Here is a 25,466-nt window from a genome sequence, read left to right as displayed (position 1 = left end):
CGCTTGCGCTCGTCGGGCATCTGGAAGCCGAGCGGGTTCTGGAAGTTCGGCATCACCATGCATGCCGCGATCGGCTGCGACTTCGCGATCGCGGCCAGCGCCGCGATGTCGATCCCGTATTCCGGATGCGTCGCCACTTCGATCGCCTTCATCCCCATCCGCTCGATCGCATGCAGCATCGCGTAGAACGTCGGCGACTCCACCGCGATCGTGTCGCCCGGCTTCGCCACCGCCTGCAGGCACAGGTTGATCGCCTCCGTCGCGCCGACCGTCACGATGATCTCGTTCGGGTCCACCGACATCCCGTTTTCCAGGTAGCGGCGCGCGATCTGCCGGATCAGCCGCGGATGGCCCGGCGGCAGCCCGTCGGTCACGCCCCACAGCGACTTGTCGCGGCCGGCTGCGTACGCATAGCGATTCAGCTTCTCGAACGGGAACAGGCTCGGGTCCGGGTACGGCGAGCCGAGCGGCACCGCGTCGTCGGTGCCGATCGAGCGCAGCGTCGACAGCACGAGCCGGCTCACGTCGACCGACGACGAGATCGCGATCGGCTTCGATGGCCGCAGCTCGCGCACCGGCGCGTGGCTGTCGTCGCGCCGCAGGTTCACGAAATAGCCCGACTGCGGGCGGCTTTCGAGCAGCCCGCGGCTTTCCAGCAGCAGATACGCGTGCAGCACGGTCGTGATGCTGATCCGGTGCTGCTGGCTTGCCTGCCGCACCGAAGGCACACGATCGCCGTGTCGATATACACCTTGCCGGATGAGTCTCTCTATGTCGTTTGCAAATTTCTCGTAGAGCTTCATCCGCCTCGCCCCGCCAGCGGTGAACCGGCCTGCGATGCATGGGCGGCACGGCCGCGCCGGCGCACGAAGCCGGATAGCCGTGCCCGGGCGCGGGTGTCCCGGTGCGAACCTCGTCCGTTATCGAAATTGAAGGCGGATAGCAATGCGAATCTCATCAAGACAAGGTTCGGCATCCTACTGCGTCATTTCGACGAATGTAAGTGACAGTTTGGCGAGGAAACGTGAAATCCGGCCGGCGTGGTGAACAGATTCGAACGCGGCCGCGCGCGTTCACGCGTCGTCGACGTTGTCCGCGTAATGGTCGATCGCGACCTTGCATTCGTCGAACACCACCGTCAGCAGCGCGATGTCGTTCGACTCGACCCACTTGCGGATCTGCAGGAACTGGCCGGTGCCGAGATCGGCGAGGCGGCCCGGATCGTCGGTCGTCACGTCGACGGTCGCGATCGCGCGGTTGCCGTGGCCGGGCAGCGGCGCCAGCGTCGCCGCGATGTCGAAGCGCCGGTACGATTGATCGATGCGCATGCGGTTCTCCCGAGGCAGTTCGAAAAGGGTGTGGGCTCAACCGAGCGCCTGGCGGAACACCTTGCCGCCGAATCCCGTCACGACGTTGTCGACCGAGAACGGCGTGTCCTCCTTCGCCTCGACGATGACCGCGACGCTGCCGGGCGCGAGCCGCGCGGCCACCGCCTCGACGAAGGTGCCTTCGAGCAGCGCATTGCCGGCCGCATCCGCGAGGATGCCGGCGCCGGCGCCCGCCGCCATGCCGGTGACCACGCCGAGCGGCCCGGCCAGCAGGCCGAGCAGGCCGCCCGCGATCGCGCCGATCACGCCGCCCTTGAACGGCCGCGATTCGGCCGCGAGCACCGCGAGCTTGCCGGTCGCGTCCTTCTCGACGACCACTCCGTTCTCGATGTGGAATCCTTCATTCTTCTCCGACAGCGCCTCGAAATCGTTCACGGCCTGATGGGCCGTGCCGACGCTGTCGAACACGGCGACGATCAGTTGCTTGGTCATTCGACACCTCGCTTGGTTGGATGATCAGCTGCAGCGGCCGCCATGCGTGCAGCACGCCGGGATTTGGATTCAGATGCCGGTTGCCGCGACGCGTGCGCGGGCCGCATCGGCATACGCCTGCGCGGCCGCCTGCTGCAGGCCGGCGACCGACGGCGCACGTGCGCGCGCCGGGTCGGCATCCAACGCGTCGCGCGCCAGCCGGTACGCATCCGACGATGCGTGCTGCAATTCGATGGCTTCTGCCGTAGCGACGGATTGCGGTTTCATGCGACACCTCCTGCGAAAACGTGGCGAACGCAAGCGTCATGCCGCTTGCCGCTTACCTGCGTGCGTGCACATCGTCCTCGACATCGTCGACGTCCGCCGGAAAACGATGCTGGCCGAAACTGAGGATCAGCACGCCGACCGCGAGCAGCACGATCCCGAAGGTCGTCATCAGCATCCGCTCGGGGCTGTCGGTCGCGCCGCGCAGGATCAGGTCGCGTGCGAGCGACGTCATCGCAATGAACAGCGGAAACCGCACGGGCAGGCGGCCGAGTCGCAGGTAGCGCACGTCCATCGCGAGCACTTCCAGATACAGGAACATCAGCAGCAGGTCGGTCAGCGACACCTCGCCCGCGAGCACGACCTTCCACGCTTCCTGCGTCATCGCGAACGCGGTCGCGAGCCCGATCACGATCAACCCGGCCAGCTCGGCCGCGTGCAGGAAGTGACCGAAACGCCGACGGATGCGCTCGGCCGGCGAACCGGAAACGGTGGACGTATTCAAGGCGACAGTCGGTGTGAAAGTGTGTAAGCGGCGCCGGGCGGCGGGAAATCGGGACAATGCGCGGGACAATGCGCGGGACGATGCGCGGGACCATACGCTGGCGAATACGCGGCATCGCGTGCATCCGGCGCAGGCACGCGAGCCGGGCCGGTCGCCTGCTCGACCGCGGACAGCGTGCGGCGGCAGCACACGTGGAACGCGTCACCCGCGTCGGTGCAGGCGACGTCGTCGTGTTCGCGGCACAGCAGCAGGCGGCAGCCGAGATACCGTTCGAGCGCGTCGATCCGGTCGCTCACCTGCGCTTCGCCGAGCTCGAGTTCGGCCGCGGCGGCGGACAGGCCGCCGTGCTCGACCACCGCGACAAATACTCGCATCGCTTCCAGCAGGTTCATGGTGACGCTCCTCGTCGGCGGCGCAGCGGGACCTAATCTACTGCACGCGGCACACGCGCTCAAGAGCACAGCGCCGCAGCCGCCAGGAGTACAGCTGCGCGGGCGCCGCGCAAAATCCGGCCCCGTTTGACGCAATCGAATGACAGATTCACGTTACGTGTTCCAAAGACCCGCCGAAGCTGCTAGATTGCATGCTCGACGACGTTACGCGGTGCGGGCAGGTCACGCGCCGGGCGGCCGGCCGCCGCTGCCGCGGCCCGTTGCGCGATGCCCGCGCAACGTCCTTCATCCGCATGTCACAAAGAGAACAGTCGCATGACACAGTTCAACCGTTCGCCTTCGCGCGCCGCGGCAGCCGCGGCCCGTCCGTCCCGACATGACTGACCGGCAGGCCGCGATGCAGACTCCTCCCCCGCTCTCCCAGGCCGTTCACAGCACGATCACGCGCAGCGCGATCTTCCTCGTGGCGACGATCAATCCCGGCGCCGATCACGCCGACACGATCCGTTCGTGGTGCGGCGACATCGCCGCCCTCGTGCGCTCGGTCGGCAAGCGCGTGCCGGGCGGCAACCTCACGTGCGTCTGCGGCTTCGGCGCCGACGCGTGGGATGCGCTGTTCGGCGATCCGCGCCCCGCGTCGCTGCACCCGTTCCGTGAATTCGGCGCCGGCCAGCGCGTCGCGGTCGCGACGCCCGGCGACATCCTGCTGCACATCCGCGCCGACGCGATGGACCTGTGCTTCGAACTCGCGACGCAACTGCTCGGCGCGCTCGGCGATGCGGTGACCGTCGTCGACGAGGTGCACGGCTTCCGCAATTTCGACCAGCGCGCGATGATCGGCTTCGTCGACGGCACCGAGAACCCGGAAGGCCGCGAGGCGGTCGACTTCACGGTGATCGGCGACGAGGATGCCGACTTCGCCGGCGGCAGCTATGTGATCGTGCAGAAGTACCTGCACGACATGGCCGGCTGGAACGCGCTCGCGGTCGAGACCCAGGAGCGCATCATCGGCCGCACCAAATTGTCCGACATCGAGCTCGCGCCGGACGTGAAGCCGTCGTGCTCGCACAGCTCGCTGACCACGCTCGACGAAAACGGCCAGGAAGTGAAGATCCTGCGCGACAACATGCCGTTCGGGCGGCCGGGCGCCGGCGAGTTCGGCACCTATTTCATCGGCTATGCGCGCTCGCCGGCACCGATCGAGCAAATGCTCGAGAACATGTTCGTCGGCCGCCCGCCGGGCAACTACGACCGCCTGCTCGACTACAGCCGCGCGGTCACCGGCTCGCTGTTCTTCGTGCCGTCGGCCGACCTGCTCGAGGCGCTCGCCGACCGCGCGGCGCCCGCCGCCGACGCCGCACCAACGGAATCCTCGCCGTCCGCGCCGCAGCGCGACGGCTCGCTGAAAATCGGCTCGCTGAAAGGGACCCCAACCTATGAATAACCTGCACCGCGAACTCGCCCCGATCTCGTCGTCCGCCTGGGAACAAATCGAGGAGGAAGTGGCGCGCACCTTCAAACGATCGGTGGCCGGCCGCCGCGTCGTCGACGTCGACGGCCCCGAAGGCCCCGAACTGTCGGCCGTCGGCACCGGGCACCTGACCGAGGTCGCCGCGCCGCGCGAGCACGTGAGCGCACGGCTGCGCGAAGTCCGCTCGATCGTCGAGCTGACGGTGCCGTTCGAGCTGAGCCGCGAGGCGATCGACAGCGTCGAGCGCGGTGCGCGCGACGCAGACTGGCAACCGGCGAAGGAAGCCGCGCAGCGGCTCGCGTTCGCCGAGGACAACGCGATTTTCGACGGCTACCAGGCGGCCGGCATCGTCGGTATCCGCGAAGGCACGTCGAACCGCAAGCTCACGCTGCCGGCAGACGTGAGCGCCTACCCGGACGCGATCAGCGATGCGCTCGAGGCGCTGCGCCTCGCCGGCGTCGATGGTCCGTATTCGGTCGTGCTCGGTTCGGACGCCTACACCGCGCTCAGCGAAGCGCGCGACCAGGGCTATCCGGTCCTCGGCCACATCAAACGCATCGTCAGCGGCGAGATCATCTGGGCGCCGGCGATCAGCGGCGGCTGCGTGCTGTCCTTGCGCGGCGGCGACTACGAGCTGCACCTCGGGGAAGACGTATCGATCGGCTACACGAGCCATAGCGACAAGGCCGTCCGCCTGTACCTGCGCGAGACGTTCACGTTCCTGATGCTGACGAGCGAAGCATCGGTGGCCGTGGCACCGCAAGGCAATACGGCGGCCTGAACCCGGTTGCCCGCGCGCGGCGCCCCGAGCCGGGGCGTCGCGCGCGACCGGCCGCACTGCCGGCCGCATGTTCGTCGCCGATCGAGCCCATCCTGCATGGAGAGATTGTCATGAGCGATACGAATGATGCACTGCAGGCGCTGCAAGCGTCGGTCGACACGTTGAAGCAGACCGTCGACGCGAACGCGGGCAGCCAGGCCGGCGACACCGCCGTGCTGTTTACCGTCGTGTCACTGATGCTCGCCGAGCTGCCGCCCGACACGCGCAACCTGATCGAGGATTCGTTCTCCGTCTGGGCCAATGGTCTGCCGAATGCGGCATTGTCGAGCGACGTGAAGCGCATCGCCCGGCAGCGGCTCGCGATGAACCTGTCCGACTGATCGCGGTTCACCACGGTCGTGCCATGTCCGGCCCGTTCCGTGCAACCCGCCCTCTCCTTGGCCGGCCCGCCGGCACGCATCGGCTACGGTGCGTGCACGGCCGGACCTGGCCGGTTCGCCCGCGCCACCGGCGCGCGCGTCATGCTGCGCGCGGCCCTTCGCTACCCCGCCGGGCCGCCCGCGGCCGGCCCCCTGCGCGCCGATGTCGCACCGCGCGCCGTTCGCGTTCCGCGGGCCGCCACCCCCGCGCACCGCATCCCCCGCCTGCCGCACACGCCCGCGCCGCCGCGTGCGCGCCCGTCTGTACTCCCTGGCACCCGCGCACGCGTCGATGTGAGGGTGCAATTCACGGCCGGTCCGGCACGGAACTGTGTCTTGGATGGCCCCCGCCGATTCGCTATTTTGAACGCAGTCGAAGCGATGCCGTGGGCTCCTCGCAGCACTCGCGCTTCCCGCCCCGACCGCGACCGTGCGCCACGCCGGCGCGCGCTGCGCGACCGTCCGGGCGCGGCACGCGCGCCGCCGCGCCGCGCGTCGCGAGTGCGCGGTCGGGACGCGCGAGCGCCGCACCGCATCGGGACTTCACCCTTCGACCCACCTTCACTGACAGGAGCCAGACCACCATGCCCGCACTTTGCGATATCTGCCACGCCCGGCCGGCCGTCGCGCGCGCAACCGTGATGCAGGACGGCGAGCGCAAGACGATCTCGATCTGCGATTACCACTTCCGCCAGCTGATGCGGCATCAGAGCATGCTGAACCCGTTCGATTCGCTGCTGGGCGGTGGCGGCTCGTCGTCGCTGTTCGGCGGGCTCGACGACGATGCACCGCTGGCCGCCGAGATTCCGCGCGAATCGGTCGACCCGACCGACGCATTCAGCGAACAGACGCTCGAACTGCTGCAGCGCGCGGCCGAGAAGGCGCACGAGCTGCGCCGCAGCGAGCTCGACTCCGAACACCTGCTGTACGCACTCGCGGACACCGACGTGTGCGCCGCGCTGCTGAAGGAACTGAAGCTGTCGCCACAGGACATCAAGTCGTATATCGACGAGCACGCGCACACCGGCACGGCCGCCGCCGATGCGCCGCTCGACAAGCTGTCGATCTCGCCGCGCGTGAAGAAGGCCGTGCAGTACGCGTTCCAGGCGTCACGCGACCTCGGCCACTCGTACATCGGCCCCGAGCACCTGCTGATCGGCCTCGCGTCGGTGCCGGACAGCATCGCCGGCACGCTGCTGAAGAAATACGGCGTAACGCCCGAGGCGCTGCGCCAGAAAGTCGTGAAGGTGGTCGGCAAGGGCGCCGAGGACGGCCGCGTCGATGCGCCGACCGGCACGCCGAACCTCGACAAGTTCGGCCGCGATCTCACCGCGATCGCGCGCCAGGGCAAGCTCGACCCCGTGCTCGGCCGTGCGCAGGAAATCGAGAGCACGATCGAGGTGCTCGCGCGCCGCAAGAAGAACAACCCGGTGCTGATCGGCGAGCCGGGCGTCGGCAAGACGGCGATCGTCGAAGGACTCGCGCAGCGGATCGTCAACGGCGACGTGCCCGAGGTGCTGCGCGACAAGCGGCTCGTCGAGGTCAACATCAACTCGATGGTGGCCGGCGCGAAGTACCGCGGCGAATTCGAGGAGCGCGCGAAGCAGCTGATCGACGAAGTCACTGCGAAGCAGGACGAACTGATCCTGTTCATCGACGAGCTGCACACGATCGTCGGCGCGGGCCAGGGCGGCGGCGAAGGCGGCCTCGACATCGCGAACGTGCTGAAGCCCGCGCTCGCGCGCGGCGAGCTGAGCCTGATCGGCGCGACGACGCTCAACGAATACCAGAAGTACATCGAGAAGGATGCCGCGCTCGAACGGCGCTTCCAGCCCGTCTTCGTGCCGGAGCCGAGCGTCGAGCAGACGATCGTGATCCTGCGCGGGCTGCGCGACAGCCTCGAGGCGCACCACCAGGTGACGTTCTCCGACGACGCGTTCGTCGCCGCCGCCGAGTTCGCCGACCGCTACATCACGTCGCGCTTCCTGCCCGACAAGGCGATCGACCTGATCGACCAGGCTGCCGCACGCGTGCGGATCGGCGCGACGTCGCGTCCGGTCGACATCCAGGAAGGCGAAGCGCAGATCGCGCAACTGAAGCGCGAGCAGGACTACGCCACGTCGCGCAAGCGCTTCGACCAGGCGAAGCAGTTCGAGGAGCAGATCAACGAGAAGCAGAAAGCCGTCGACGAGAAGATGGAGGCGTGGCAGCGCAAGACCGGCTCCGAGACGCTCGAAGTAACCGTCGAGTCGGTGGCCGAGGTCGTGTCGCGCCTGACCGGGATCCCGGTCTCCGAACTCACGCAGGAAGAACGCCAGAAGCTGCTGCAGATGGAAGAGCAGCTGCGCGAGCGCGTGGTCGGCCAGAGCGATGCGGTGGTCGCCGTCAGCGATGCCGTGCGGCTGTCGCGCGCGGGGCTCGGGCAGACGCACCGGCCGATCGCGACGTTCCTGTTCCTCGGGCCGACGGGCGTCGGCAAGACCGAGCTCGCGAAGGCCCTGGCCGAGACCGTGTTCGGCGACGAGCAGGCGATCATCCGCATCGACATGTCCGAGTACATGGAGCGGCACGCGGTCGCGCGGCTGATCGGCGCGCCGCCCGGCTACGTCGGCTACGACGAAGGCGGCCAGCTCACCGAGCGCGTGCGGCGCCGCCCGTACAGCGTGATCCTGCTCGACGAGATCGAGAAGGCGCATCCGGACGTCTACAACGTGCTGCTGCAGGTGTTCGACGACGGCCGGCTGACCGACGGCAAGGGCCGCGTGGTCGACTTCAGCAACACGATCATCATCGCGACGAGCAACCTCGGCGCGGCGATCATCATGGACAACCTCACGCAGCCGGAAGCCGCGCGCAAGACCGACAAGGCCGTGCGCGAGGAGCTGATGCAGGTGCTGAAGGGCCATTTCCGCCCCGAGTTCCTGAACCGCATCGACGAGGTGATCGTCTTCCACGCACTGTCGAAGGACAACATCCGCTCGATCGTGCAGATCCAGCTCGACCGCGTGGTGCGGACCGCCGCCGCGCAGGACATCACGCTCGTGATGGGCGACTCGCTCGTCGATCACCTGACCGAAGTCGGCTACCAGCCGGAGTTCGGCGCGCGCGAGCTGAAACGCCAGATCCGCCAGACCATCGAGACGCGGCTCGCGAAGGAGATCCTCGCCGACCGGTTGAAATCGGGCGACCGGTGCGAAGTCGACTTCGACAAGGACAGCGACGAAGTGAAGTTCAACAAGCTCGCCGCGCCGGAAGCGAAGGACGCGAAGCCGGACGCCGACGGCAAGGCCAAGCCGAACGGCAAGGCCGCCAAGGCATCGGGCGATGCGAAGTCGGACGACGCGCCCGCCGCCGCGCCGCCGCCCGCGGCGAAGCCCGGCAAGAAGTCGTCCGGCGCGAAGAAGGACGCGCACTAAAAAAACGCGTGCCCTGCAACCCGGGGCACGCATGACCGGCTCCGTCCGCCGGACGGAGCCGCCCCACGCCGCGACACGGCGCAACCGAGCCACCCGCACCGGGCCCGGCTATTGGAGATTCACCATGACAAATCGACGCGAAGTGCCAGGCATCAGGAAGTACGATGGGCCCGCCGGCGGTTGGGGCGCGCTTCGCGCGACAGCCGATGCGGTGCGTACGCAGATGGAAACCATCGAGGCGCCGATCGTGCTGATGCGGACCAACCAGCCCGACGGCTTCGACTGTCCCGGCTGCGCGTGGCCCGACAAGGAACACAAGTCGACGTTCCAGTTCTGCGAGAACGGCGCGAAGGCCGTCACGTGGGAGGCGACGACCAAGCGCGTGACGCCCGACTTCTTCGCGGCGAACACCGTATCGTCGCTGCTGCGCATGTCGGACTACGAACTGGAGAACATGGGCCGGCTCACGCATCCGCTCGTCTACGACCGCGCGACCGACACGTTCCGCGCGATCGAGTGGGACGACGCGTTCGCACGCATCGGCGAAGTGCTGCGCGCGCTGCCGCCCGAGCAGGTCGAGTTCTACACGTCGGGCCGCGCGTCGAACGAAGCCGCGTACCTGTACCAGCTGTTCGCGCGCGAGCTCGGCACCAACAACTTCCCCGACTGCTCGAACATGTGCCACGAGCCGACCAGCGTCGGCCTGCCGCAGTCGATCGGCATCGGCAAGGGCACCGTGTCGCTGGAGGATTTCGACCACTGCGAGCTGATCATCTCGATCGGCCACAACCCCGGCACGAACCACCCGCGGATGATGGGCACGCTGCACGAGTGCTCGCGCCGCAACGTGCCGATCATCGTGTTCAACCCGCTGCGCGAACGCGCGCTCGAACGCTTCGCCGATCCGCAGGACATGATCGAGATGGCGTCGTTCGGCTCGACGCGCATCGCATCGACGTACTACCAGGTCGATGCGGGCGGCGACGCGGCCGCGCTGAAAGGCATCATGAAGGCGCTGCTGAAGCTCGAAGCCGAGCAAGGCAACGTGCTCGATCGCGACTTCATCGCGCAGCACACCAACGGCTTCGACGCGTTCTCGGCCGACCTCGAAGCCACGTCGTGGGACGACATCGAACGCGCGAGCGGCCTCAGCCAGGCGCAGCTCGAACAGGTCGCGCTCGCGTACGCGAAGTCCAACGCCACCATCATCACGTACGGGATGGGCGTCACGCAGCACAACAAGGGCACCGCGACGGTACGCCTGATTGCCGACCTGCTGCTGATGCGCGGCAACATCGGCAAGCCCGGCGCCGGCGTGTGCCCGCTGCGCGGCCATTCGAACGTGCAGGGCAACCGCACGGTCGGCATCACCGAGAAGCCGTCGGCCGAGTTCCTGAAGAAGATCGAGGACGTGTGCGGCTTCACGCCGCCCGCGCAGCACGGGCACGATGCCGTGCAGGCGATGCAGGCGATGATCGACGGCACCGCGAAGGCGCTGCTGTGCCTCGGCGGCAACTTCGCGGTCGCGCTGCCCGATCCCGAGCTGTCGTTCCCCGCGATGGCGAAGCTCGACCTGAGCGTGCATCTCGGCACGAAGCTGAATCGTTCGCACCTGCTGGTCGGCAAGGAAACCTTCATCCTGCCGGTGCTCGGCCGCACCGAGCTCGACATGCAGGCCACCGGCCGGCAGTCGATCACCGTCGAGGATTCGATGTCGATGGTCCACGCGTCGGCCGGCAAGCTCAAGCCGGCATCCGACCAGTTGCGCTCGGAGCCCGCGATCGTCGCGGGGATCGCGCATGCGACGCTGCCGAACAGCAAGGTCGCATGGCTCGACCTGATCGCCGACTACGATCGCATCCGCGACCTGATCGACAAGACGGTGTCCGGTTTCGAGGCGTTCAACGAGCGCATCCGCACGCCGGGCGGCTTCCGCCTGCCGCTGCCGCCCACCGAGCGCGTGTGGCCGACGCCGACCGGCAAGGCGATGTTCTCGGTCTACAAGGGCGTGAAGGAAGACGCGGACGTGCTCGGCGCCGAGCAGGTACTGCGGCTCATTACGCTGCGCAGCCACGATCAGTACAACACGACGATCTACGGGCTCGACGATCGCTATCGCGGCGTGTTCGGGCGGCGTGACGTGCTGTTCATGAACGCGGCCGATCTCGCCAAGTACGGGCTCGAGCACGGCGACCTCGTCGACATCGAGACGATCACCGCGTCGGGCCGCACGCTGCGCCTCGAGAAGATCACCGCGATCGAGTACGACATCGCGCCGGGATCGGTCGGCGCGTACTACCCGGAAGCGAACGTGCTCGTGCCGCTCGACTACATCGACAAGGAAAGCGGCACGCCGTCGTACAAGTCGGTGCCGGTGCGCGTCGCGCGCTCGGCGGTGGTCTGATTCCGGTTCGGGCAGGTTCGCGCCGCACGGCACGCAGCGACATGCCGCGCGCCTGAACCTGCCCGCCGCCCCACTCTGCCCGTTCTACCCGTTCTACCCTCTCCCGTCCGCCGCATCGCCACCGATGGGGCGGACGCTTCATTTCATCCCGTCGAACGACGCGACGCTTGCCGCGCAGCCGACGTCGGCGGCTGGGCGCCCGATGCGCGAACGCGCGCCGATGCTGTCCTTTTTTTGTGGCTGTCGACCAGAAAAAGCTGGGGTCGTGGGCTGGCCGAAATAGCGAGCAAACCGTCTGCCGCGCCGTACAGGAACGAACCGTGCTCGTTTTTTCAGGTACTTGATGGAGGACAGATCATGAAACCCACGAGAATTGCAACCCGCCGAATTCTGGCAACGCTCGCGGCAGGCGGCGCACTCGTCGCGGGCAGCGCGGCCTTCGCGCAAGACTATGCCCCGCAACCGAGGTACGAACAACGAGAACCTGACCCGGGCGCAGGTGTGTCCGTCACGATTGGCATGCACGGTGACCGCTACTGGGACGGCCATCGCTACTGGGAACACGATGCATGGAGGCATCGTCATCCGCGTGATCGGGATCCGTGGCGCGAGCATGAACACGAGCACGAGCATCGTGAATAACTGACGGCCCGCAGGGCACACGACATTGCACAGTGCCCGTCAGATCAGCTTGAGTGCGGCCTCTCCGTCTGGAAGGGGTCGCGCGCCTTTATGATTCGCGCAGCTGTAGCCATCAATGCTCGGTCAGGCGGCAACGCCCTGCCGCTACCCTGGCCCCGACAATTCTTGACTGTGCCCCTACCTCCGAACTGGTAGGATGTCGGTCGCTCGGCATGGACGGCGGCCACGGGGCGCTCAACTGTCCCCCTTTTAAACCGCGATCGGCCGACCTGCCGTCCCCTGAGCGACACAGTGCGCCAATCGCACCTGCCCCCGTAGCCCCGCAACACCCCGGCTCGCCGCGCGCGACCCGTTGCAGTAACCGTTGGAGTGGCGCGCCCCCGCGCCTGCAAGCATGATGAAATCGAAGCAGTCCCCCCGTCCATCGCACCACAAAGACCGCACGCCATTCGTACGCGCCGGCGCATTGCTGCTGATGGCCGGCCTGCTGTACCTGCTGTGGCCGTCCGCCGAAACCGCGTACCTCGCGATGGAGTCGGTGATCCGCTGACGCGCACGGCCGGCCGCGCACTACGCTATACTTGCGCGATGGAAACCAAACCTGCCTCGCCGATCGTGCATTGCTGGTGGCGCGCCTGACCCAGGCGGCCCGTTTCCTTTTGCATGTCCCAAACGTGATGCCGCCAGCGATGGCGGCATTTGCGTTTCTGCGCTGACGTCATGGCTGGCAGCTTCGATAACCCGGAGCCAACGACGACCATGACGCAACCCACCCGCCCGATCATCCTCACCGGCGACCGCACGACCGGCCCGCTGCATCTCGGCCACTACATCGGCTCGCTGCGTGCGCGCGTGCAGATGCAGCACGAAGCGACGCAATTCCTGCTGCTCGCCGATACGCAGGCGCTGACCGACAACATGGGCCGCCGCCAGCGCGTCACCGAGAACGTGATCGAGGTCGCGCTCGACTATCTCGCGGTCGGCATCGATCCGGCGATCTCGACGATCGTCGTGCAGTCGCAGGTGCCCGAACTCGCCGAGCTGTCGCAATACCTGCTCAACCTCGTCACGGTCGCGCGCCTCGAACGCAATCCGACCATCAAGGAAGAGATCCGCCTGCGCGGGTTCGAGCGCGACATTCCGGCCGGCTTCCTGACCTACCCGGTGAGCCAGGCGGCCGACATCACCGCATTCAAGGCGACGCACGTGCCCGTCGGCGACGATCAGCTCCCGATGATCGAACAGACCAACGAACTCGTGCGCCGCTTCAACGCAACCGTCGAGCAGCCGGTGCTGGTCGAGTGCGAGGCCGTGCTGTCGTCGGTCACGCGGCTGCCGGGTATCGACGGCAAGGCGAAGATGAGCAAGTCGCTCGGCAACGCGATCACGCTCGGCTCGACGCCGGACGAGATCGCTCAGGCCGTGAAGGACATGTACACGGACCCGAACCACCTGCGCGTGAGCGACCCGGGCCAGGTCGAGGGCAACGTCGTGTTCACGTTCCTCGATGCGTTCGAGCCCGACGTCGCGAAGGTCGACGAGCTGAAGGCCCACTATCGCCGCGGCGGCCTCGGCGACAGCGTCGTCAAGCGCGTGCTGAACGAGCGGCTGCAGGCGCTGATCGAGCCGATCCGCACGCGCCGCCGCGAGTTCGAGACCGACAAGGCCGAGGTGATGGCGATCCTGAAGCGCGGCACGCTGCACGCGCGGGAAGTGGCAGGCGCGACGCTCGCGGAGGTGAAGGGCGCGATGGGGCTCACGTATTTCGATTGAGCGGCAATGCCGGCGTGCATGGCTCTCACCACGCCATGCACGCTGGCTCTGAACGATGACATGTACCGAATCATGCAAGCCGACGCGCGACGCGCCGCTCGACCACCGTGCCCGCCCACGTCGCGATTTCGACAAGCAACAGGTAACACACGGATAGCGCGAGCAATGTCTCGACGAACGCGAAGCTCGCCGAGCCGATACCGGTCAGCACGAATGTCAGTTCCGGTACGGTGACGATCGACAGCACCGCGGTTTCCTTGCTCAGCACAATGGTCAGGTTGGTCAGCGCCGGCAGGATCAGCACCATCATCTGCGGCAATTGCACGCGAAAGGTCGTTTGCCAGCGGCTCAGGCCGAGACAGGATGCCGCTTCGACATGCCCTTTCGGCACGGCCAGGAATCCGGAACGAAATGCCTCGGTGAAATAGGCGCCCGCATAGAGCGCAAGGCTGACCACACCTGCCGTCAACGGATCGAGCGTCAAGCCGAATGCCGGGCCGCCGTAGTACAGCAGAAAGAGCTGCACGAGAAACGGCGTGCCGCGAAACAGCTCGACATAGACGCGAATCGCCGCGCGTACGAAGCGGCCGCCCGCCTGCTGCGCGAGCGCCGCACCGAAACCGATCGCGGCCCCGGCGAGCGTACCCGCCGCCCAGGTCGCGACGGTCATCGCGAGACCCGCACCGATCTCCGGCAGGTTGTTCACGAGTACATCGGGATGGAAAGTCAGCATGGGGATCTCCGGCAAGCCACTGACGCGTCACGCCGCGCGCAGGCGCCGCTCCGCGCCATGCGCAATCAGTGCCAGCGAACCGCAGAGCAGAAAATAGATCATCCCGGCCGCAACATAAGCTTCGAGCGGCTGGTACGTGCTGGCCGCAATGTTCTGCGCGGTTCGCGTGATCTCCGCCACCCCGACCACGGAGACGAGCGACGATGCCTTGATCAGCAGCACCATTTCGTTGACGAGCGACGGCAGTGTCATCCGCACGGCCTGCGGCACCTGGATCCGCCACAGACGATCTTTTGCCGAGAACCCGAGCATCGTCGCGGCCTCGAGCTGCCCCTTCGGGAGATTCGCGAATCCGCCCCGGAGAATTTCGGCGATATACGCGGCGGAGCACAGCGACACGGCGCTGACGGCCGCCATCACGGGCGGCACATTGATGCCCACGAACGGCAGGAAGTAGTAGACGAGCAGCAGTTGCACGAGCAGCGGCACGCCGCGAAACACCCGGACATACGCACCGGCAGCGGCACGAATCGCAGCTTGCGGCGCAAGCCGTCCGCAGCAGATCGCGAGACCGATGAAGAAGCCGAGCACCAGGCCGGCTACGGAGACTTCGAGCGTCATCAGCGCCGCATGGAACAGCAACGGCAGGCCGTCGATGAAAGTGGTCAGGCTGAACATGTCAGGTTGCTCGGTCTTGGTGCTCGGCGGTAGCGCGCGATGATGTTGCCCGGACGTGGCGCTCAGTAGTTCGGCGTGGGCATCTCGGTCGGCAGTGCGGTCGCGACGCCGAGCCACTTGCGCTGCAGTGTCGCCAGCGTGCCGTTGTTGTTCAACGTGACGAGCGCCGCGTTGAACGCGTTGGCCAACGACGCGCTGTCCGCATCCTTGCGCAACGCATAGGCGAAGTAGACTTTCGCGCCGAACGCAGGTTGCACCACCGAGAACACGGCCGGGCGCTGCTTCGCGACATACGCGATGTTGGTCAGCGAGTTGGCGACGGCGGCAATGCGCCCGGTCGCGAGATCTGCATACGCCTGGTTGTTGTCGACGTATTCGCGGATCGTCGGCGGCTTCGGCAGTGTCGCCGCGTAGCTCTTCAACTGTTCGAGTTGCGCGCTGCCCTTGCCCGCTCCGACCACTTTGCCCGCTATATCGGCCGAGGTCTTGAGACTGCCGTCGCCGGTTCGCTTGAGCAATGCATCGGTGGCTTCCGCGATCGGCAACGAGAGCGCGTAGCGCTCCGTGCGCGCCTTCGTGACGGTCAGCGGCCCCGCGACCATGTCGAACTTGCCCGCGTCGAGTCCGGGCAGCACGCTTTCCCACGGCAGATCGATGAAGCGCACCTTCACGCCGACAAGCTGCCCCACGGCCGCGAACAGGTCCTTGTTGAAGCCGGCCTGCTGGCCGTTCTCGAGGAAATCGAACGGCGCAAACTGCATTTCGGTCCCCACCACCAGCTCGCCGTGCTGCTTGACTTGATCGAGCAGGCTCCCGGCATGCGCGGCCACACTGGCTGCCGCGAGGGTCAACGCCACGAACAGCGAAGTACAGGACTTGGATCGTTTCATCTGACGTGTTCCATTCGAATCGAAAAGTGACTGGATGACCGGACCGACGCCCGCCCGCTGATCGCCAGGCGACTCCGCCGTCAATGCAATCTACGTGGTCAATTTACCGACCGAAATATTGTTTTCCGATCCACCGAAAAGCTTTTCCCTATGTACGCGGTCTTTCATCGGCTCTGCGAACAGGCGCATCCGCGCCATCCGTGGGGCGCCCGCGCAAATGCACATGGAAAAAAATGATGCAGATCTTCCATGACCATCTTTTTGACTATGCAAAATAGCAGCGCGCCTCGCGTCGCGAGCCGCGTCCGATTCGATACCTTGTGCGAGCCACGCGTCATGGAAAACATTGCGTTGCGCTATTCGTTGCGCCAGTTGCGCTACTTCGTGGTCACTGCGGAAACACTGTCGTTTACCGCCGCCGCACGCCAGTTGCATATCTCCCAGCCGTCGATCTCTACATCGATAGGCGAACTGGAATCTTCATTCGGCGTCCAGCTCTTCATCCGCCATCGTGCGAGCGGTGTGTCGTTGACGCCTGCCGGACGCGACTTGCTCGGCCAGGTGCGCAACCTGCTGAAGAATGCGGAAGAACTGCAGACAATGGCACGCGAGATGGACGGCGGCATGTCGGGCACGATCGCGCTGGGCTGCCTCGTCTCGCTGGCGCCGCCCTTGATGCCGCCATTGATGAGCCGCTTCGTTTCCGAGTACAGCGGTATCGGCTTCCGCACGATGGAGGCAACCCAGGACGACCTGCTGTCGGCGCTGCGCAACGGCACGCTGGACATGGCACTCACTTACAGCCTCGATATTGCCGAAGACATTTCGTTCACGCCGCTCGTCACGCTGCCGCCGTATGCGATTCTGCCGCCCGAACACAAGCTCACGCGCGGCAAGAAAGTCGCACTCGCCGATCTGCTCAACGAACCGTATGTCCTGCTCGACCTGCCGCACAGCCGGGAGTACTTCGCAGGACTTTTCGATCCGCTGGGCCGCCGCCCGTCGCCGACGTTCCGTTCGTCGCAGCCGGAAGTCGTGCGCGGCATGGTTGCCAACGGTCTCGGCTACAGCATCCTGAACTTCCCGCTTCGCTCGACCCGCACCGTCGACGGTGCGACTTTCGCGATCCGTCCGTTTCGCGACGAGGTCACGGCGATCACCCTCGGCATCGCGATGTCACGCAGCATGAAACCCCGCCAGCTCGTCACGCGCTTCGCGCAATTCTGCGAAACCTATATCCCTCAGGTGCACGTTCAGGCCACGCCGGCTGCATAGGAAAAAACTTCTTGTTGCATCCGAAAAGAATATTTCGACTCTTTATTGGACTTGCTAAATTGGTCGCCAATGTGATCGGTTTCAACGTTTCCCGGAGGCACGATGCGTTCCATCCCTACGGCCGCGCCGTCCATCGACGTGATCGTCCGCGACCTGAAAACCAATTGTGAACGCGACTTCAGCGACGCCCGCGCGATGCCGCCGGGCGTCTACATATCGCCCGAGTTTCTGGAGCGCGAACAGCAAACCCTCTTTCGCAACGAATGGCTGTGCATGGGTCGCGCGAGCGCGCTGCCCAGCCCGGGCGACTACCTGACGGCGGAGATCGCCGGCCAGCCGATCATCGTGATCCGCCGCGACGACGGCACACTGCGTGCCATGTCGAACGTATGCCTGCACCGCATGTCCACGCTGCTCGAAGGCCGCGGCAATGTGCGCCGGATCGTCTGCCCCTATCACGCGTGGAATTATTCGCTGGACGGCGACCTGCGCGGCGCGCCGATGATGGACAGGCAGGACGGATTCTGTAAGGACAGTTACAAGCTTCCGCAGGTTCGCTGCGAGATCTGGCAGGGCTGGGTTTACGTCACGCTCAATCGCGAGGCACCGCCTGTTGCCACGCAATTGAAGGAACTCGACGAACTGATCGCCGATTACGACATGGCGTCGTATGTCGAGACCTTCCACGAAGAACACGTGTGGGACACCAACTGGAAGATCCTCGCGGAAAACTTCATGGAGAGCTATCACCTGCCGATGCTGCATCGGGCGACGGTGGGCCCGCATTCGAAGCTCGACGAGATGGAGTGCCCGCCTGGACTTCCGGCATTCAACTATCACTGGATCACGAAAGAGGCGTCGCTGCCGATCGGCAATGCGCATCCGAACAACACGCGCCTGCAAGGCCAATGGCGCAAGACGACCGCGCTCCTCGCGATCTACCCGACCCATCTCGTCACGCTGACACCGGGCTATTTCTGGTATCTGGTCCTTCAGCCGCTGGGCGTGGATCGCGTGCATATCCGCTTCGGCGGCGGCCTGTCGCCGGAATTCGTCGACGACCCGAAGGCGGCTGAATACATGGCGACGCTGAAGAAGCTGCTCGACGAAGTGAATCTCGAAGACCGGCGCGGCGTCGAGGCGGTGTTCCGCGGCGTGCATGCCCCGCTTGCGAAGCCCGGTCACCTGAGTCATCTGGAACGGCCGAACTACGACTTCGCGCGCTATCTGGCGTCGCACGTCGCAGTTTGAAGCCGCACGCAAACGACTCGCCACTCACGTCACCTCATTGAAGCTCACGATGACCAGCCAACCCTACATTTCGTTCGTCGGCGTCAGCAAGTCCTACGACGGCCGGCATGCGGTTGTCGACGGTCTCGATCTCGACATCGCCCGAGGTGAATTCGTCTCGCTGCTGGGACCGTCCGGCTCCGGCAAGACCACCACGCTGATGATGCTCGCCGGTTTCGAGGCGCCGACCGACGGCACCATCCTGCTCGACGGCCACCGCCTCGACGACAAGCCGCCTCACCAGCGCGACATCGGCATGGTGTTCCAGAACTACGCGCTCTTCCCGCACCTGACGATCGCCGAGAACGTTGCGTTTCCGCTCTCGGTGCGCAAGACCGCTCGCGACGAGCGCAAGCAGCGCGTGCAGCGCGCGCTCGACATGGTGGAGCTGTCGCATCTCGCGTCGCGACGTCCCGCACAGTTGTCGGGCGGCCAGCAGCAGCGCGTCGCACTGGCCCGCGCGCTGGTATTCGAGCCTCGCGTGGTACTGATGGACGAGCCGCTCGGCGCGCTCGACAAACGGCTTCGCGAAACGATGCAGTACGAAATCATGCGGCTGCATCGCGACCTGTCGCTCACGATCGTCTATGTGACGCACGACCAGAACGAAGCACTGACCATGTCGAATCGTGTCGCCGTGTTCTCGGACGGACACATCCAGCAGGCCGCGACGCCGACCGAGCTGTACGAAAACGCGCAGAACGCATTCGTCGCGAACTTCGTCGGCGAAAACAACGGTCTCGCCGGGCGCGTCAGCGCGCTCGACGGCGAATGGGCCGTGCTCCAGCTTCATGGCGGCGCCACGATCCGCGGTCGCCGCGGCAACCAGGTCGAGGCCGGCGACGACGCCACGCTCGCGCTGCGTCCCGAGCGCGCGCAGGTACTCGGCGCGGTCGAAACCGCGAACGTGCCGGCGGGATCGAACGCACTCGCCGCGACGGTGCGCGACATCGTGTATTGCGGCGATCATCATCGCGTGCAGTTGCAACTCGGCAGCGGCGACACGATGGTCGTCAAGGTCCCCAACACGCGCCTCGTCGCGCTGCCGCCGATCGGCGCGGCCGCGACGATCGTATGGCGCCAGGACGACTGCAAGGTGCTGTCGCCGTCCGCCGTCGCCCGCGTCGCAAGCTCCGCGGTTCGCTTACCCACCCCGCCTGTTGCCATGCCCATCGCCTCTGGAGCCTGAAAATGAAAAACCCTCGCTACGCCCCTCTGCGCCGCACGATCGCGGCTGTCGTCGGGCTCTCCGCATTCTCCGCGCTGCCTGCCGCTCATGCCGCGGATACGCTGTCCGTCGTCACGTTCGGCGGCGCCTATGAAACGGCCGCACGCCATGCGTGGTTCGAGCCGTTCACCGCAAAGACCGGCACCCAGTTCCAGACCGAGTCGTACGACGGCGGCCTCGCCAAGCTGCAAGCCATGGAACAGGCGAAGAACCCGACGTGGGACCTGATCGACATGGAGACCAACGACGCGATCAACGCGTGCGACGAAGGTCTGCTCGAGAAGCTGGACGGCAAGACCCTCGGCAACACGTCGGATTTCCTGCCGGGTGCGCTGCGCGATTGCTCGGTGGCCGCGATGGTCTGGTCGACCGTGTATGCGTACGACGCGTCGAAGCTGAAGACCGCGCCGGCCGGCATCGCGGACTTCTTCGACCTGAAGAAATTCCCGGGCAAGCGCGGCCTGAGAAAGTCGCCGAAGGTCACGCTCGAATGGGCACTGGTCGCGGACGGCGTGGCCCCGGCCGACGTCTACAAGGTGCTCTCGACCCCTGCCGGCGTCGATCGTGCATTTGCGAAGCTCGACACGATCAAGTCGAACATCGTCTGGTGGGAAGCCGGTGCGCAAGCCCCGCAGCTGCTCGCGGACGGCGCGGTGACGATGGTGCAGGCATACAACGGCCGCATCGACAGCGCCGTTCACCAGGACAAGAAGCCGTTCAGGATCGTCTGGGACGCGCAGGTGTACGACTACGAATGGTGGGGCGTGCCGAAGGGTGCGAAGCATGCCGCGGCCGCGAAACAGTTCATCGTTGCATCGGCGCAGCCGCAGGCATACGCGGATCTGTCGAAGTACATCGCTTACGCGCCGCCGCGCAAGGCATCGTTGCCGCTGATCGACAAGGCGCGCGTTAACGACCTGCCGACGGCGCCCGCCAACTTCAAGCGACCGATCCAGATCAACGCGAACTTCTGGGCCGACAACGGCGATACGCTGACCAAGCGTTTCCAGACATGGCTCGGCCAGTAACGCGCCTCGCCACGACGGCGTAGTGGTTTTACGCGACGCGTCCTGCTCCGGGCGCGTCGCTCCGGAGTCCCGATGAACAACTCGTCGATGTTTCCCGTGCGGGCGGCAGGCCCCGAGCTCGCCACCGGGCACGCCGTCAAATACCGGCAGGCGCGGCGCAAGGCGGCTTTGCGCGCGCTGCTGCTGACGCTGCCGCTGCTCGTGTTCCTGCTCGCCACGTTCATCGCGCCGATTGCGTCGCTGCTTGCCCGCAGCGTGCGCAATCCGGAACTGTCCGGTGCGATGCCGTCGTTCGCGCAAACGCTGCGACACTGGAACGGCCAGGGCGTGCCGGACGAGCCGGTGTTCGGCGCCCTCGCCAGCGGACTGAAAAGCGCCGGCGAGGCCGGCTCGCTCGGCGACGTGGCGCGCCGGATGAATTTCTACCAGCCCGAGTTCCGCACGCTGCTGCTGAAGTCGGCACGCACGGTACGCGCCCAGGATGCCGTCACGGCATGGAAACCCGTCCTGCTCGCCGCCGACGATCGCTGGAATCAGCCCGAAACCTGGCGCCTGCTGAAACGCGCGGCGTCGTCATGGACGCCGGACTATCTGTTGAACGGTCTCGACGCACAGGTGTCCCCCGATGGCGCCGTCCATTCGGTGCCCGCGAACAGCGCGGTCTACCGCACCGCGTTCATGCGCACGGTGTCGATCAGCGCAACGGTCACGCTGCTGTGCCTGCTGCTCGCGTACCCGGTCTCGTGGCTGCTCGCCAACCTGCCGGCAAAGCAGGCCAACCTGCTGATGCTGTTCGTGATCGTGCCGTTCTGGACCTCGCTGCTGGTCCGCACGACCGCGTGGTACGTCCTGCTGCAACCGGGCGGCGTGGTCAACCGCGTCCTGCTCGCGCTGCATGCCGTCGATCATCCGCTGCCGTTGATCTTCAACCGTGCCGGTGTGCTGATCGGCATGACGCACGTGCTGCTGCCCTACATGATTCTCGCGATCTACTCGGTGATGAAAAGCGTGCCGCCGATCTACATGCGCGCCGCGCAGTCACTCGGTGCCCACCCTGTCGTCGCATTCTTTCGCGTGTACGTCCCCCAGACGCTGCCGGGCATCGGTGCCGGGTGCTTTCTCGTGTTCGTGCTGGCGCTCGGTTACTACATTACGCCGGCCCTGCTCGGCGGCGCAGGCGACGAGATGATCAGCCAGCTGATCGCGTCGCAAACCAACGATCTGCTCAACTGGGGGCTGGCCGGTGCGCTGTCCGCGTATCTCGTGATCTTCACCGCCGTGTTCTATTTCATCTTCAACCGGCTCGTCGGCATCGACCGGCTCCGGTTCGGCTGACGCCCGACGTCACTGGAGCCGCATCGTGTCCGTGAACCCCAACAGCCTGCCGTCGACGCGCATTGCCACTGCCGGTGTGCGCATCCATTGCGCGATCGTGCTGTTCTTCCTGGTTGCGCCGATCCTCGTGATCATTCCGCTGTCGTTCAATTCCGGGTCGTATTTTTCATACCCGATGGAAGGCTTCTCGCTGCGCTGGTACGCGCAGGCATTCGGTAGCCCGGACTGGCAGCGGGCATTCCTGAACAGCATCGCGATCGGCGCGGCGTCGACCGCGATTGCAACGAGTCTCGGCACGCTCGCCGCAATCGGTCTCGCGCGCGACGACTTTCCGTTCCGCACGCTGATCATGCCGATCCTGATTTCGCCCATGATCATCCCGATCGTCGTGGTCGCGGCCGGCTTCTACCTGATCTTCGCGCCACTCGGGCTCGTCAACTCCTACCCGGGGGTGATCCTCGCGCACGCGGCACTCGGCACGCCTTTCGTCGTGATCACCGTGACCGCATCGTTGCTGTCGTTCGACCAGAGCCTGCTGCGCGCCGCCGCGAATCTCGGTGCCGCGCCGTGGACCACCTTTCGCCGCGTGACGATGCCGCTGATCCTGCCCGCGGTTGCCACTGGCGCCGTGTTCGCGTTCGCGACGTCGTTCGACGAAGTGATCGTGATCCTCTTCATCGGCGGTCCCGATCAACGCACCGTGCCGCGGCAGATGTGGAGCGGCATTCGTGACCAGATCGACCCGTCGATCCTCGCCGTCGCCACCGTGCTGATCGTTTTCGCGATCCTGCTTTTCACCAGCATCAACTGGCTGCGTGGCCGCGCGCAGGCGTCGGGCGCGGCACGCGAAGCGGCATAGCCGCCGTCCGCCGCGCAAGTGACAGTCAGCCTGAGCCGATGCCGCCGGTGCGGTGCGTTTCGTTGCGTCCTCCCCCATTCATTTCCCTGATTCGATCGCGACTGCTGACGATCGCTCTCTCATGTCTCGTCGCGCGCATCTGCATAGGCAAATCAGATGCAATACATTTTTTAAATATATTTTTCAGATTCAGTGCACCGGCGTAGATTTTCTTCAACTTCACGCAATGCGCGGGAAACACGGCCACGCGGCGCACATCGATTCGGACTCCCGAGGCGTTCCGGATCCGGTGCTTGAACGTCGATTTCCTCGCGCGGCATCGTGATGCGTTGCAGCGAATTGCAGCAAAGACGGACCTGTCAGTCCATGAACAACCCGATCGATACGCACCAGGAAGAACTCACATGACCGTCGAAGTCACATCAATCGATACGCTGGTGGTCGGCGCCGGACAGGCCGGTATCGCGATGAGCGAACACCTCGGTGCGCTTGGCGTGCCGCATCTCGTGCTGGAACGCGATCGCATCGCCGAGCGCTGGCGCACCGCGCGCTGGGATTCCCTGGTGGCGAACGGCCCGGCATGGCACGACCGCTTCCCCAACATGAATATCGGCGGTGTCGATGCGGACGGCTTCGCCACGAAGGATCAGATGGCCGAGTACTTTGTCGACTACGCGCGCATGATCGACGCGCCGATCCGCACCGGCGTCGAAGTCAAGCGCGTGGTCCGCGAGAGCGGCCGTCAAGGCTTCGTCGTCGAGACGACGGATGGCACCTTCCACGCGAACCGCGTCGTGGTCGCGACCGGCCCGTTCCAATGCCCGGTCATTCCGGCCATCGCGCCCACCGACGCGCGCCTGACGCAGATTCATTCCGCCGACTACCGCAATCCTGCGCAACTGCCCGCCGGCAACGTGCTCGTCGTCGGCGCGGGTTCGTCGGGCGTCCAGATCGCGGCTGAACTGCAACGCTCGGGCCGCCAGGTCTATCTGTCCGTCGGTCCTCACGACCGTCCGCCGCGCGCGTATCGCGGTCGAGACTTCTGCTGGTGGCTCGGCGTACTGGGTCTGTGGGACATGGAAACGATGCGCCCCGGCCGGTCGCACGTGACAATCGCGGTGAGCGGCGCGGACGGCGGCCACACGGTCGACTTCCGCCGTCTCGCGCACGACGGTGTGACGCTGGTCGGCGTGACGCGGGCTTTCGAACAAGGCATCGTCACGTTCGAAGCGGATCTCGCGGCCAACATCGCGGCCGGCGACGAAAACTACCTGTCGCTGCTGGACGCCGCCGACGCGTACGCGGCCAGCAACGGTCTCGATCTGCCGGAGGAGCCCGAAGCCCGTCGCATTCCCGCCGATCCGCCCTGCCTCACCGAACCGCTCACGCAACTCGATCTCGCCGCGGCCGGTGTCACGTCGATCATCTGGGCGACCGGCTACGCGAACGACTTCGGCTGGCTGCAGGTCGACGCCTTCGACGAGCACGGCAAACCGAAACATCAGCGCGGCGTCGCGAGCGAGCCGGGACTCTATTTTCTCGGTCTGCCGTGGCTGTCGCGGCGCGGCTCCGCGTTTATCTGGGGGGTCTGGCACGACGCGAAACATGTGGCCGGACATATCGCGACGCAGCGCAGCTACCAGCGCTATCACGAGGCCGCCGCGCAACGAGGCAACGCGGAGGCGTCGCAAGCCGACGACCAGGTTGCCGAACCGGCAGTCCCGAGCCCGGTGCAGACCCGCGCCGCCGCGCACTGAACGCAAGACCGATTCGCACTGCACTGCTTGCCGAACCCTCCTTCAGGAATTCACGACGATGAGCCAGCCGACCCACACCCGTATCCGGATGTTCAACACGAAAGACACCTATCCGAACCAGACGCTCGACAACGATCTGTGCCAGGCTGTCCGCGCCGGCAACACGGTCTATGTGCGCGGCCAGATCGGCACCGACTTCGACGGCAATCTGGTCGGCCTGGGCGATCCGCGCGCGCAAACCGAACAGGCGATGAAGAACGTCAAGCAACTGCTCGAAGAAGCCGGCAGCGACCTCTCGCATATCGTCAAGACCACCACGTATCTGATCGATCCGCGTTATCGCGAGCCCGTCTATCAGGTCGTCGGCAAATGGCTCAAGGGCGTCTATCCGATCTCGACCGGCCTCGTGGTCAGCGCGCTCGGCCAGCCGGAGTGGCTGATGGAAATCGACGTCATCGCCGTGATTCCCGACAACTGGCAGCCGGCTCCTGCCGCCGGAGCGTGAC

Annotated in this window: 26 protein-coding genes; 15 read left to right on the top strand and 11 right to left on the bottom strand. The window is 66.0% G+C overall.

Going from position 1 to position 25,466, the window contains the following annotated elements:
• From DIE03_RS33045 to DIE03_RS33020, 6 genes are all read right to left on the bottom strand, one after another.
• Positions 1–803: PLP-dependent aminotransferase family protein (locus DIE03_RS33045; RefSeq protein WP_148092910.1), on the bottom strand; the 803-nt coding region annotated here is incomplete at its 3' end.
• Positions 804–1,073: 270 nt separating this feature from the next.
• The gene (locus tag DIE03_RS33040) at positions 1,074–1,328 is read right to left on the bottom strand and encodes a hypothetical protein (RefSeq protein WP_124456357.1); all 255 of its coding nucleotides are present in this window, start codon (positions 1,326–1,328) and stop codon (positions 1,074–1,076) included.
• A 36-nt stretch (positions 1,329–1,364) separates the two neighbouring features.
• On the bottom strand, positions 1,365–1,820 hold the full coding sequence (locus DIE03_RS33035; RefSeq protein ID WP_124456356.1) for a DUF1269 domain-containing protein: 456 nt from the start codon (positions 1,818–1,820) through the stop codon (positions 1,365–1,367).
• 69 nt (positions 1,821–1,889) lie between these two features.
• Positions 1,890–2,087 carry a hypothetical protein gene (locus tag DIE03_RS33030; RefSeq protein ID WP_124456355.1) on the bottom strand — a complete coding sequence of 66 codons (198 nt, stop codon included), beginning with the start codon at positions 2,085–2,087 and terminating at the stop codon, positions 1,890–1,892.
• 52 nt (positions 2,088–2,139) lie between these two features.
• Entirely contained in the window at positions 2,140–2,589 is a 450-nt protein-coding gene (locus DIE03_RS33025; RefSeq protein ID WP_124456354.1) for a phosphate-starvation-inducible protein PsiE, read from the bottom strand.
• Entirely contained in the window at positions 2,586–2,981 is a 396-nt protein-coding gene (locus tag DIE03_RS33020) for a LysR family transcriptional regulator (protein WP_124456353.1), read from the bottom strand. Before DIE03_RS33020 ends, DIE03_RS33025 begins: the two co-directional genes overlap by 4 nt.
• 376 nt (positions 2,982–3,357) lie before the next feature.
• Here DIE03_RS33020 and DIE03_RS33010 point away from each other — a divergent pair, with 376 nt between their 5' ends.
• From DIE03_RS33010 to DIE03_RS32990, 5 genes are all read left to right on the top strand, one after another.
• A complete protein-coding gene (locus DIE03_RS33010) occupies positions 3,358–4,425 on the top strand; it encodes a Dyp-type peroxidase (RefSeq protein WP_124456351.1) in 1,068 nt (355 codons plus the stop codon).
• Positions 4,418–5,233 (top strand): family 1 encapsulin nanocompartment shell protein, encoded by an 816-nt coding sequence (locus DIE03_RS33005; RefSeq protein ID WP_124456350.1) that lies wholly within the window; start codon positions 4,418–4,420, stop codon positions 5,231–5,233. Before DIE03_RS33010 ends, DIE03_RS33005 begins: the two co-directional genes overlap by 8 nt.
• Before the next feature lie 110 nt (positions 5,234–5,343).
• Positions 5,344–5,613, top strand: coding sequence for a hypothetical protein (locus tag DIE03_RS33000; RefSeq protein ID WP_124456349.1), 270 nt, complete (start codon positions 5,344–5,346; stop codon positions 5,611–5,613).
• Between the two features lie 623 nt (positions 5,614–6,236).
• On the top strand, positions 6,237–9,068 hold the full coding sequence (locus DIE03_RS32995) for an ATP-dependent Clp protease ATP-binding subunit (RefSeq protein ID WP_124456348.1): 2,832 nt from the start codon (positions 6,237–6,239) through the stop codon (positions 9,066–9,068).
• Between the two features lie 124 nt (positions 9,069–9,192).
• Complete coding sequence (locus tag DIE03_RS32990; protein ID WP_124456347.1) at positions 9,193–11,472, top strand: FdhF/YdeP family oxidoreductase; 2,280 nt, start codon at positions 9,193–9,195, stop codon at positions 11,470–11,472.
• A 138-nt stretch (positions 11,473–11,610) separates the two neighbouring features.
• Here DIE03_RS32990 and DIE03_RS39110 read toward each other — a convergent pair whose 3' ends face one another.
• A complete protein-coding gene (locus DIE03_RS39110) occupies positions 11,611–12,105 on the bottom strand; it encodes a hypothetical protein (protein WP_185658268.1) in 495 nt (164 codons plus the stop codon).
• A 403-nt stretch (positions 12,106–12,508) separates the two neighbouring features.
• On the opposite strand from DIE03_RS39110, the gene DIE03_RS38475 reads away from it, so the two are divergent.
• The gene (locus tag DIE03_RS38475; RefSeq protein WP_185658267.1) at positions 12,509–12,664 is read left to right on the top strand and encodes a hypothetical protein; all 156 of its coding nucleotides are present in this window, start codon (positions 12,509–12,511) and stop codon (positions 12,662–12,664) included.
• 209 nt (positions 12,665–12,873) lie between these two features.
• Positions 12,874–13,887: a tryptophan--tRNA ligase gene (trpS, locus tag DIE03_RS32980; RefSeq protein ID WP_124456345.1), complete on the top strand. Its 1,014-nt coding sequence runs from the start codon at positions 12,874–12,876 to the stop codon at positions 13,885–13,887.
• Positions 13,888–13,957: 70 nt separating this feature from the next.
• Here the strand turns inward: trpS and DIE03_RS32975 are convergent, their stop codons facing one another.
• From DIE03_RS32975 to DIE03_RS32965, 3 genes are all read right to left on the bottom strand, one after another.
• Positions 13,958–14,620 carry an amino acid ABC transporter permease gene (locus DIE03_RS32975; RefSeq protein ID WP_124456344.1) on the bottom strand — a complete coding sequence of 221 codons (663 nt, stop codon included), beginning with the start codon at positions 14,618–14,620 and terminating at the stop codon, positions 13,958–13,960.
• A 27-nt stretch (positions 14,621–14,647) separates the two neighbouring features.
• Positions 14,648–15,298, bottom strand: coding sequence for an amino acid ABC transporter permease (locus tag DIE03_RS32970; protein WP_124456343.1), 651 nt, complete (start codon positions 15,296–15,298; stop codon positions 14,648–14,650).
• A gap of 62 nt (positions 15,299–15,360) precedes the next feature.
• A complete protein-coding gene (locus DIE03_RS32965; RefSeq protein WP_124456342.1) occupies positions 15,361–16,188 on the bottom strand; it encodes a transporter substrate-binding domain-containing protein in 828 nt (275 codons plus the stop codon).
• 336 nt (positions 16,189–16,524) lie between these two features.
• On the opposite strand from DIE03_RS32965, the gene DIE03_RS32960 reads away from it, so the two are divergent.
• The 6 genes from DIE03_RS32960 (at position 16,525) to DIE03_RS32935 (ending at position 23,203) form a co-directional block, all read left to right on the top strand.
• A complete protein-coding gene (locus tag DIE03_RS32960) occupies positions 16,525–17,463 on the top strand; it encodes a LysR family transcriptional regulator (RefSeq protein WP_124456361.1) in 939 nt (312 codons plus the stop codon).
• Between the two features lie 102 nt (positions 17,464–17,565).
• Positions 17,566–18,714 (top strand): SRPBCC family protein, encoded by a 1,149-nt coding sequence (locus DIE03_RS32955; RefSeq protein WP_124456341.1) that lies wholly within the window; start codon positions 17,566–17,568, stop codon positions 18,712–18,714.
• A gap of 49 nt (positions 18,715–18,763) precedes the next feature.
• Complete coding sequence (locus DIE03_RS32950) at positions 18,764–19,942, top strand: ABC transporter ATP-binding protein (RefSeq protein WP_124456340.1); 1,179 nt, start codon at positions 18,764–18,766, stop codon at positions 19,940–19,942.
• Between the two features lie 2 nt (positions 19,943–19,944).
• Complete coding sequence (locus DIE03_RS32945) at positions 19,945–21,009, top strand: ABC transporter substrate-binding protein (protein WP_124456339.1); 1,065 nt, start codon at positions 19,945–19,947, stop codon at positions 21,007–21,009.
• A gap of 87 nt (positions 21,010–21,096) precedes the next feature.
• Positions 21,097–22,344 (top strand): ABC transporter permease, encoded by a 1,248-nt coding sequence (locus DIE03_RS32940; RefSeq protein WP_185658269.1) that lies wholly within the window; start codon positions 21,097–21,099, stop codon positions 22,342–22,344.
• A gap of 25 nt (positions 22,345–22,369) precedes the next feature.
• Positions 22,370–23,203, top strand: a complete 834-nt coding sequence (locus DIE03_RS32935) for an ABC transporter permease (protein WP_124456337.1) — start codon at positions 22,370–22,372, stop codon at positions 23,201–23,203.
• Between the two features lie 25 nt (positions 23,204–23,228).
• Here the strand turns inward: DIE03_RS32935 and DIE03_RS32930 are convergent, their stop codons facing one another.
• Positions 23,229–23,426 (bottom strand): hypothetical protein, encoded by a 198-nt coding sequence (locus DIE03_RS32930; RefSeq protein WP_124456336.1) that lies wholly within the window; start codon positions 23,424–23,426, stop codon positions 23,229–23,231.
• 181 nt (positions 23,427–23,607) lie between these two features.
• Here DIE03_RS32930 and DIE03_RS32925 point away from each other — a divergent pair, with 181 nt between their 5' ends.
• Together DIE03_RS32925 and DIE03_RS32920 are read left to right on the top strand one after the other, a co-directional pair.
• Positions 23,608–24,960: an NAD(P)/FAD-dependent oxidoreductase gene (locus DIE03_RS32925; protein ID WP_124456335.1), complete on the top strand. Its 1,353-nt coding sequence runs from the start codon at positions 23,608–23,610 to the stop codon at positions 24,958–24,960.
• A 58-nt stretch (positions 24,961–25,018) separates the two neighbouring features.
• Entirely contained in the window at positions 25,019–25,465 is a 447-nt protein-coding gene (locus tag DIE03_RS32920; protein ID WP_124456334.1) for a RidA family protein, read from the top strand.
• Position 25,466: the final 1 nt, after the last annotated feature.

It is taken from the genome of Burkholderia sp. Bp8992 (assembly GCF_003853705.1).
In the GTDB taxonomy this organism is placed as follows: Bacteria; Pseudomonadota; Gammaproteobacteria; order Burkholderiales; family Burkholderiaceae; genus Burkholderia.
Note: the sequence above shows the minus strand (reverse complement) of the source record. Positions and strands in the feature narration are given on the sequence as shown.

Excerpts from the sequence above, each read along its gene's own strand:
- DIE03_RS33040 (WP_124456357.1), bottom strand. The coding sequence starts at position 1,328 with ATGCGCATCGATCAATCGTACCGGCGCTTCGACATCGCGGCGACGCTG.
- DIE03_RS33035 (WP_124456356.1), bottom strand. The coding sequence starts at position 1,820 with ATGACCAAGCAACTGATCGTCGCCGTGTTCGACAGCGTCGGCACGGCC.
- DIE03_RS33030 (WP_124456355.1), bottom strand. The coding sequence starts at position 2,087 with ATGAAACCGCAATCCGTCGCTACGGCAGAAGCCATCGAATTGCAGCAC.
- DIE03_RS33020 (WP_124456353.1), bottom strand. The coding sequence starts at position 2,981 with ATGAACCTGCTGGAAGCGATGCGAGTATTTGTCGCGGTGGTCGAGCAC.
- DIE03_RS33010 (WP_124456351.1), top strand. The coding sequence starts at position 3,358 with ATGACTGACCGGCAGGCCGCGATGCAGACTCCTCCCCCGCTCTCCCAG.
- DIE03_RS33005 (WP_124456350.1), top strand. The coding sequence starts at position 4,418 with ATGAATAACCTGCACCGCGAACTCGCCCCGATCTCGTCGTCCGCCTGG.
- DIE03_RS33000 (WP_124456349.1), top strand. The coding sequence starts at position 5,344 with ATGAGCGATACGAATGATGCACTGCAGGCGCTGCAAGCGTCGGTCGAC.
- DIE03_RS32995 (WP_124456348.1), top strand. The coding sequence starts at position 6,237 with ATGCCCGCACTTTGCGATATCTGCCACGCCCGGCCGGCCGTCGCGCGC.
- DIE03_RS32990 (WP_124456347.1), top strand. The coding sequence starts at position 9,193 with ATGACAAATCGACGCGAAGTGCCAGGCATCAGGAAGTACGATGGGCCC.
- DIE03_RS39110 (WP_185658268.1), bottom strand. The coding sequence starts at position 12,105 with ATGCTCGTGCTCGTGTTCATGCTCGCGCCACGGATCCCGATCACGCGG.
- DIE03_RS38475 (WP_185658267.1), top strand. The coding sequence starts at position 12,509 with ATGATGAAATCGAAGCAGTCCCCCCGTCCATCGCACCACAAAGACCGC.
- trpS (WP_124456345.1), top strand. The coding sequence starts at position 12,874 with ATGACGCAACCCACCCGCCCGATCATCCTCACCGGCGACCGCACGACC.
- DIE03_RS32975 (WP_124456344.1), bottom strand. The coding sequence starts at position 14,620 with ATGCTGACTTTCCATCCCGATGTACTCGTGAACAACCTGCCGGAGATC.
- DIE03_RS32970 (WP_124456343.1), bottom strand. The coding sequence starts at position 15,298 with ATGTTCAGCCTGACCACTTTCATCGACGGCCTGCCGTTGCTGTTCCAT.
- DIE03_RS32965 (WP_124456342.1), bottom strand. The coding sequence starts at position 16,188 with ATGAAACGATCCAAGTCCTGTACTTCGCTGTTCGTGGCGTTGACCCTC.
- DIE03_RS32960 (WP_124456361.1), top strand. The coding sequence starts at position 16,525 with ATGGAAAACATTGCGTTGCGCTATTCGTTGCGCCAGTTGCGCTACTTC.
- DIE03_RS32955 (WP_124456341.1), top strand. The coding sequence starts at position 17,566 with ATGCGTTCCATCCCTACGGCCGCGCCGTCCATCGACGTGATCGTCCGC.
- DIE03_RS32950 (WP_124456340.1), top strand. The coding sequence starts at position 18,764 with ATGACCAGCCAACCCTACATTTCGTTCGTCGGCGTCAGCAAGTCCTAC.
- DIE03_RS32945 (WP_124456339.1), top strand. The coding sequence starts at position 19,945 with ATGAAAAACCCTCGCTACGCCCCTCTGCGCCGCACGATCGCGGCTGTC.
- DIE03_RS32940 (WP_185658269.1), top strand. The coding sequence starts at position 21,097 with ATGTTTCCCGTGCGGGCGGCAGGCCCCGAGCTCGCCACCGGGCACGCC.
- DIE03_RS32925 (WP_124456335.1), top strand. The coding sequence starts at position 23,608 with ATGACCGTCGAAGTCACATCAATCGATACGCTGGTGGTCGGCGCCGGA.
- DIE03_RS32920 (WP_124456334.1), top strand. The coding sequence starts at position 25,019 with ATGAGCCAGCCGACCCACACCCGTATCCGGATGTTCAACACGAAAGAC.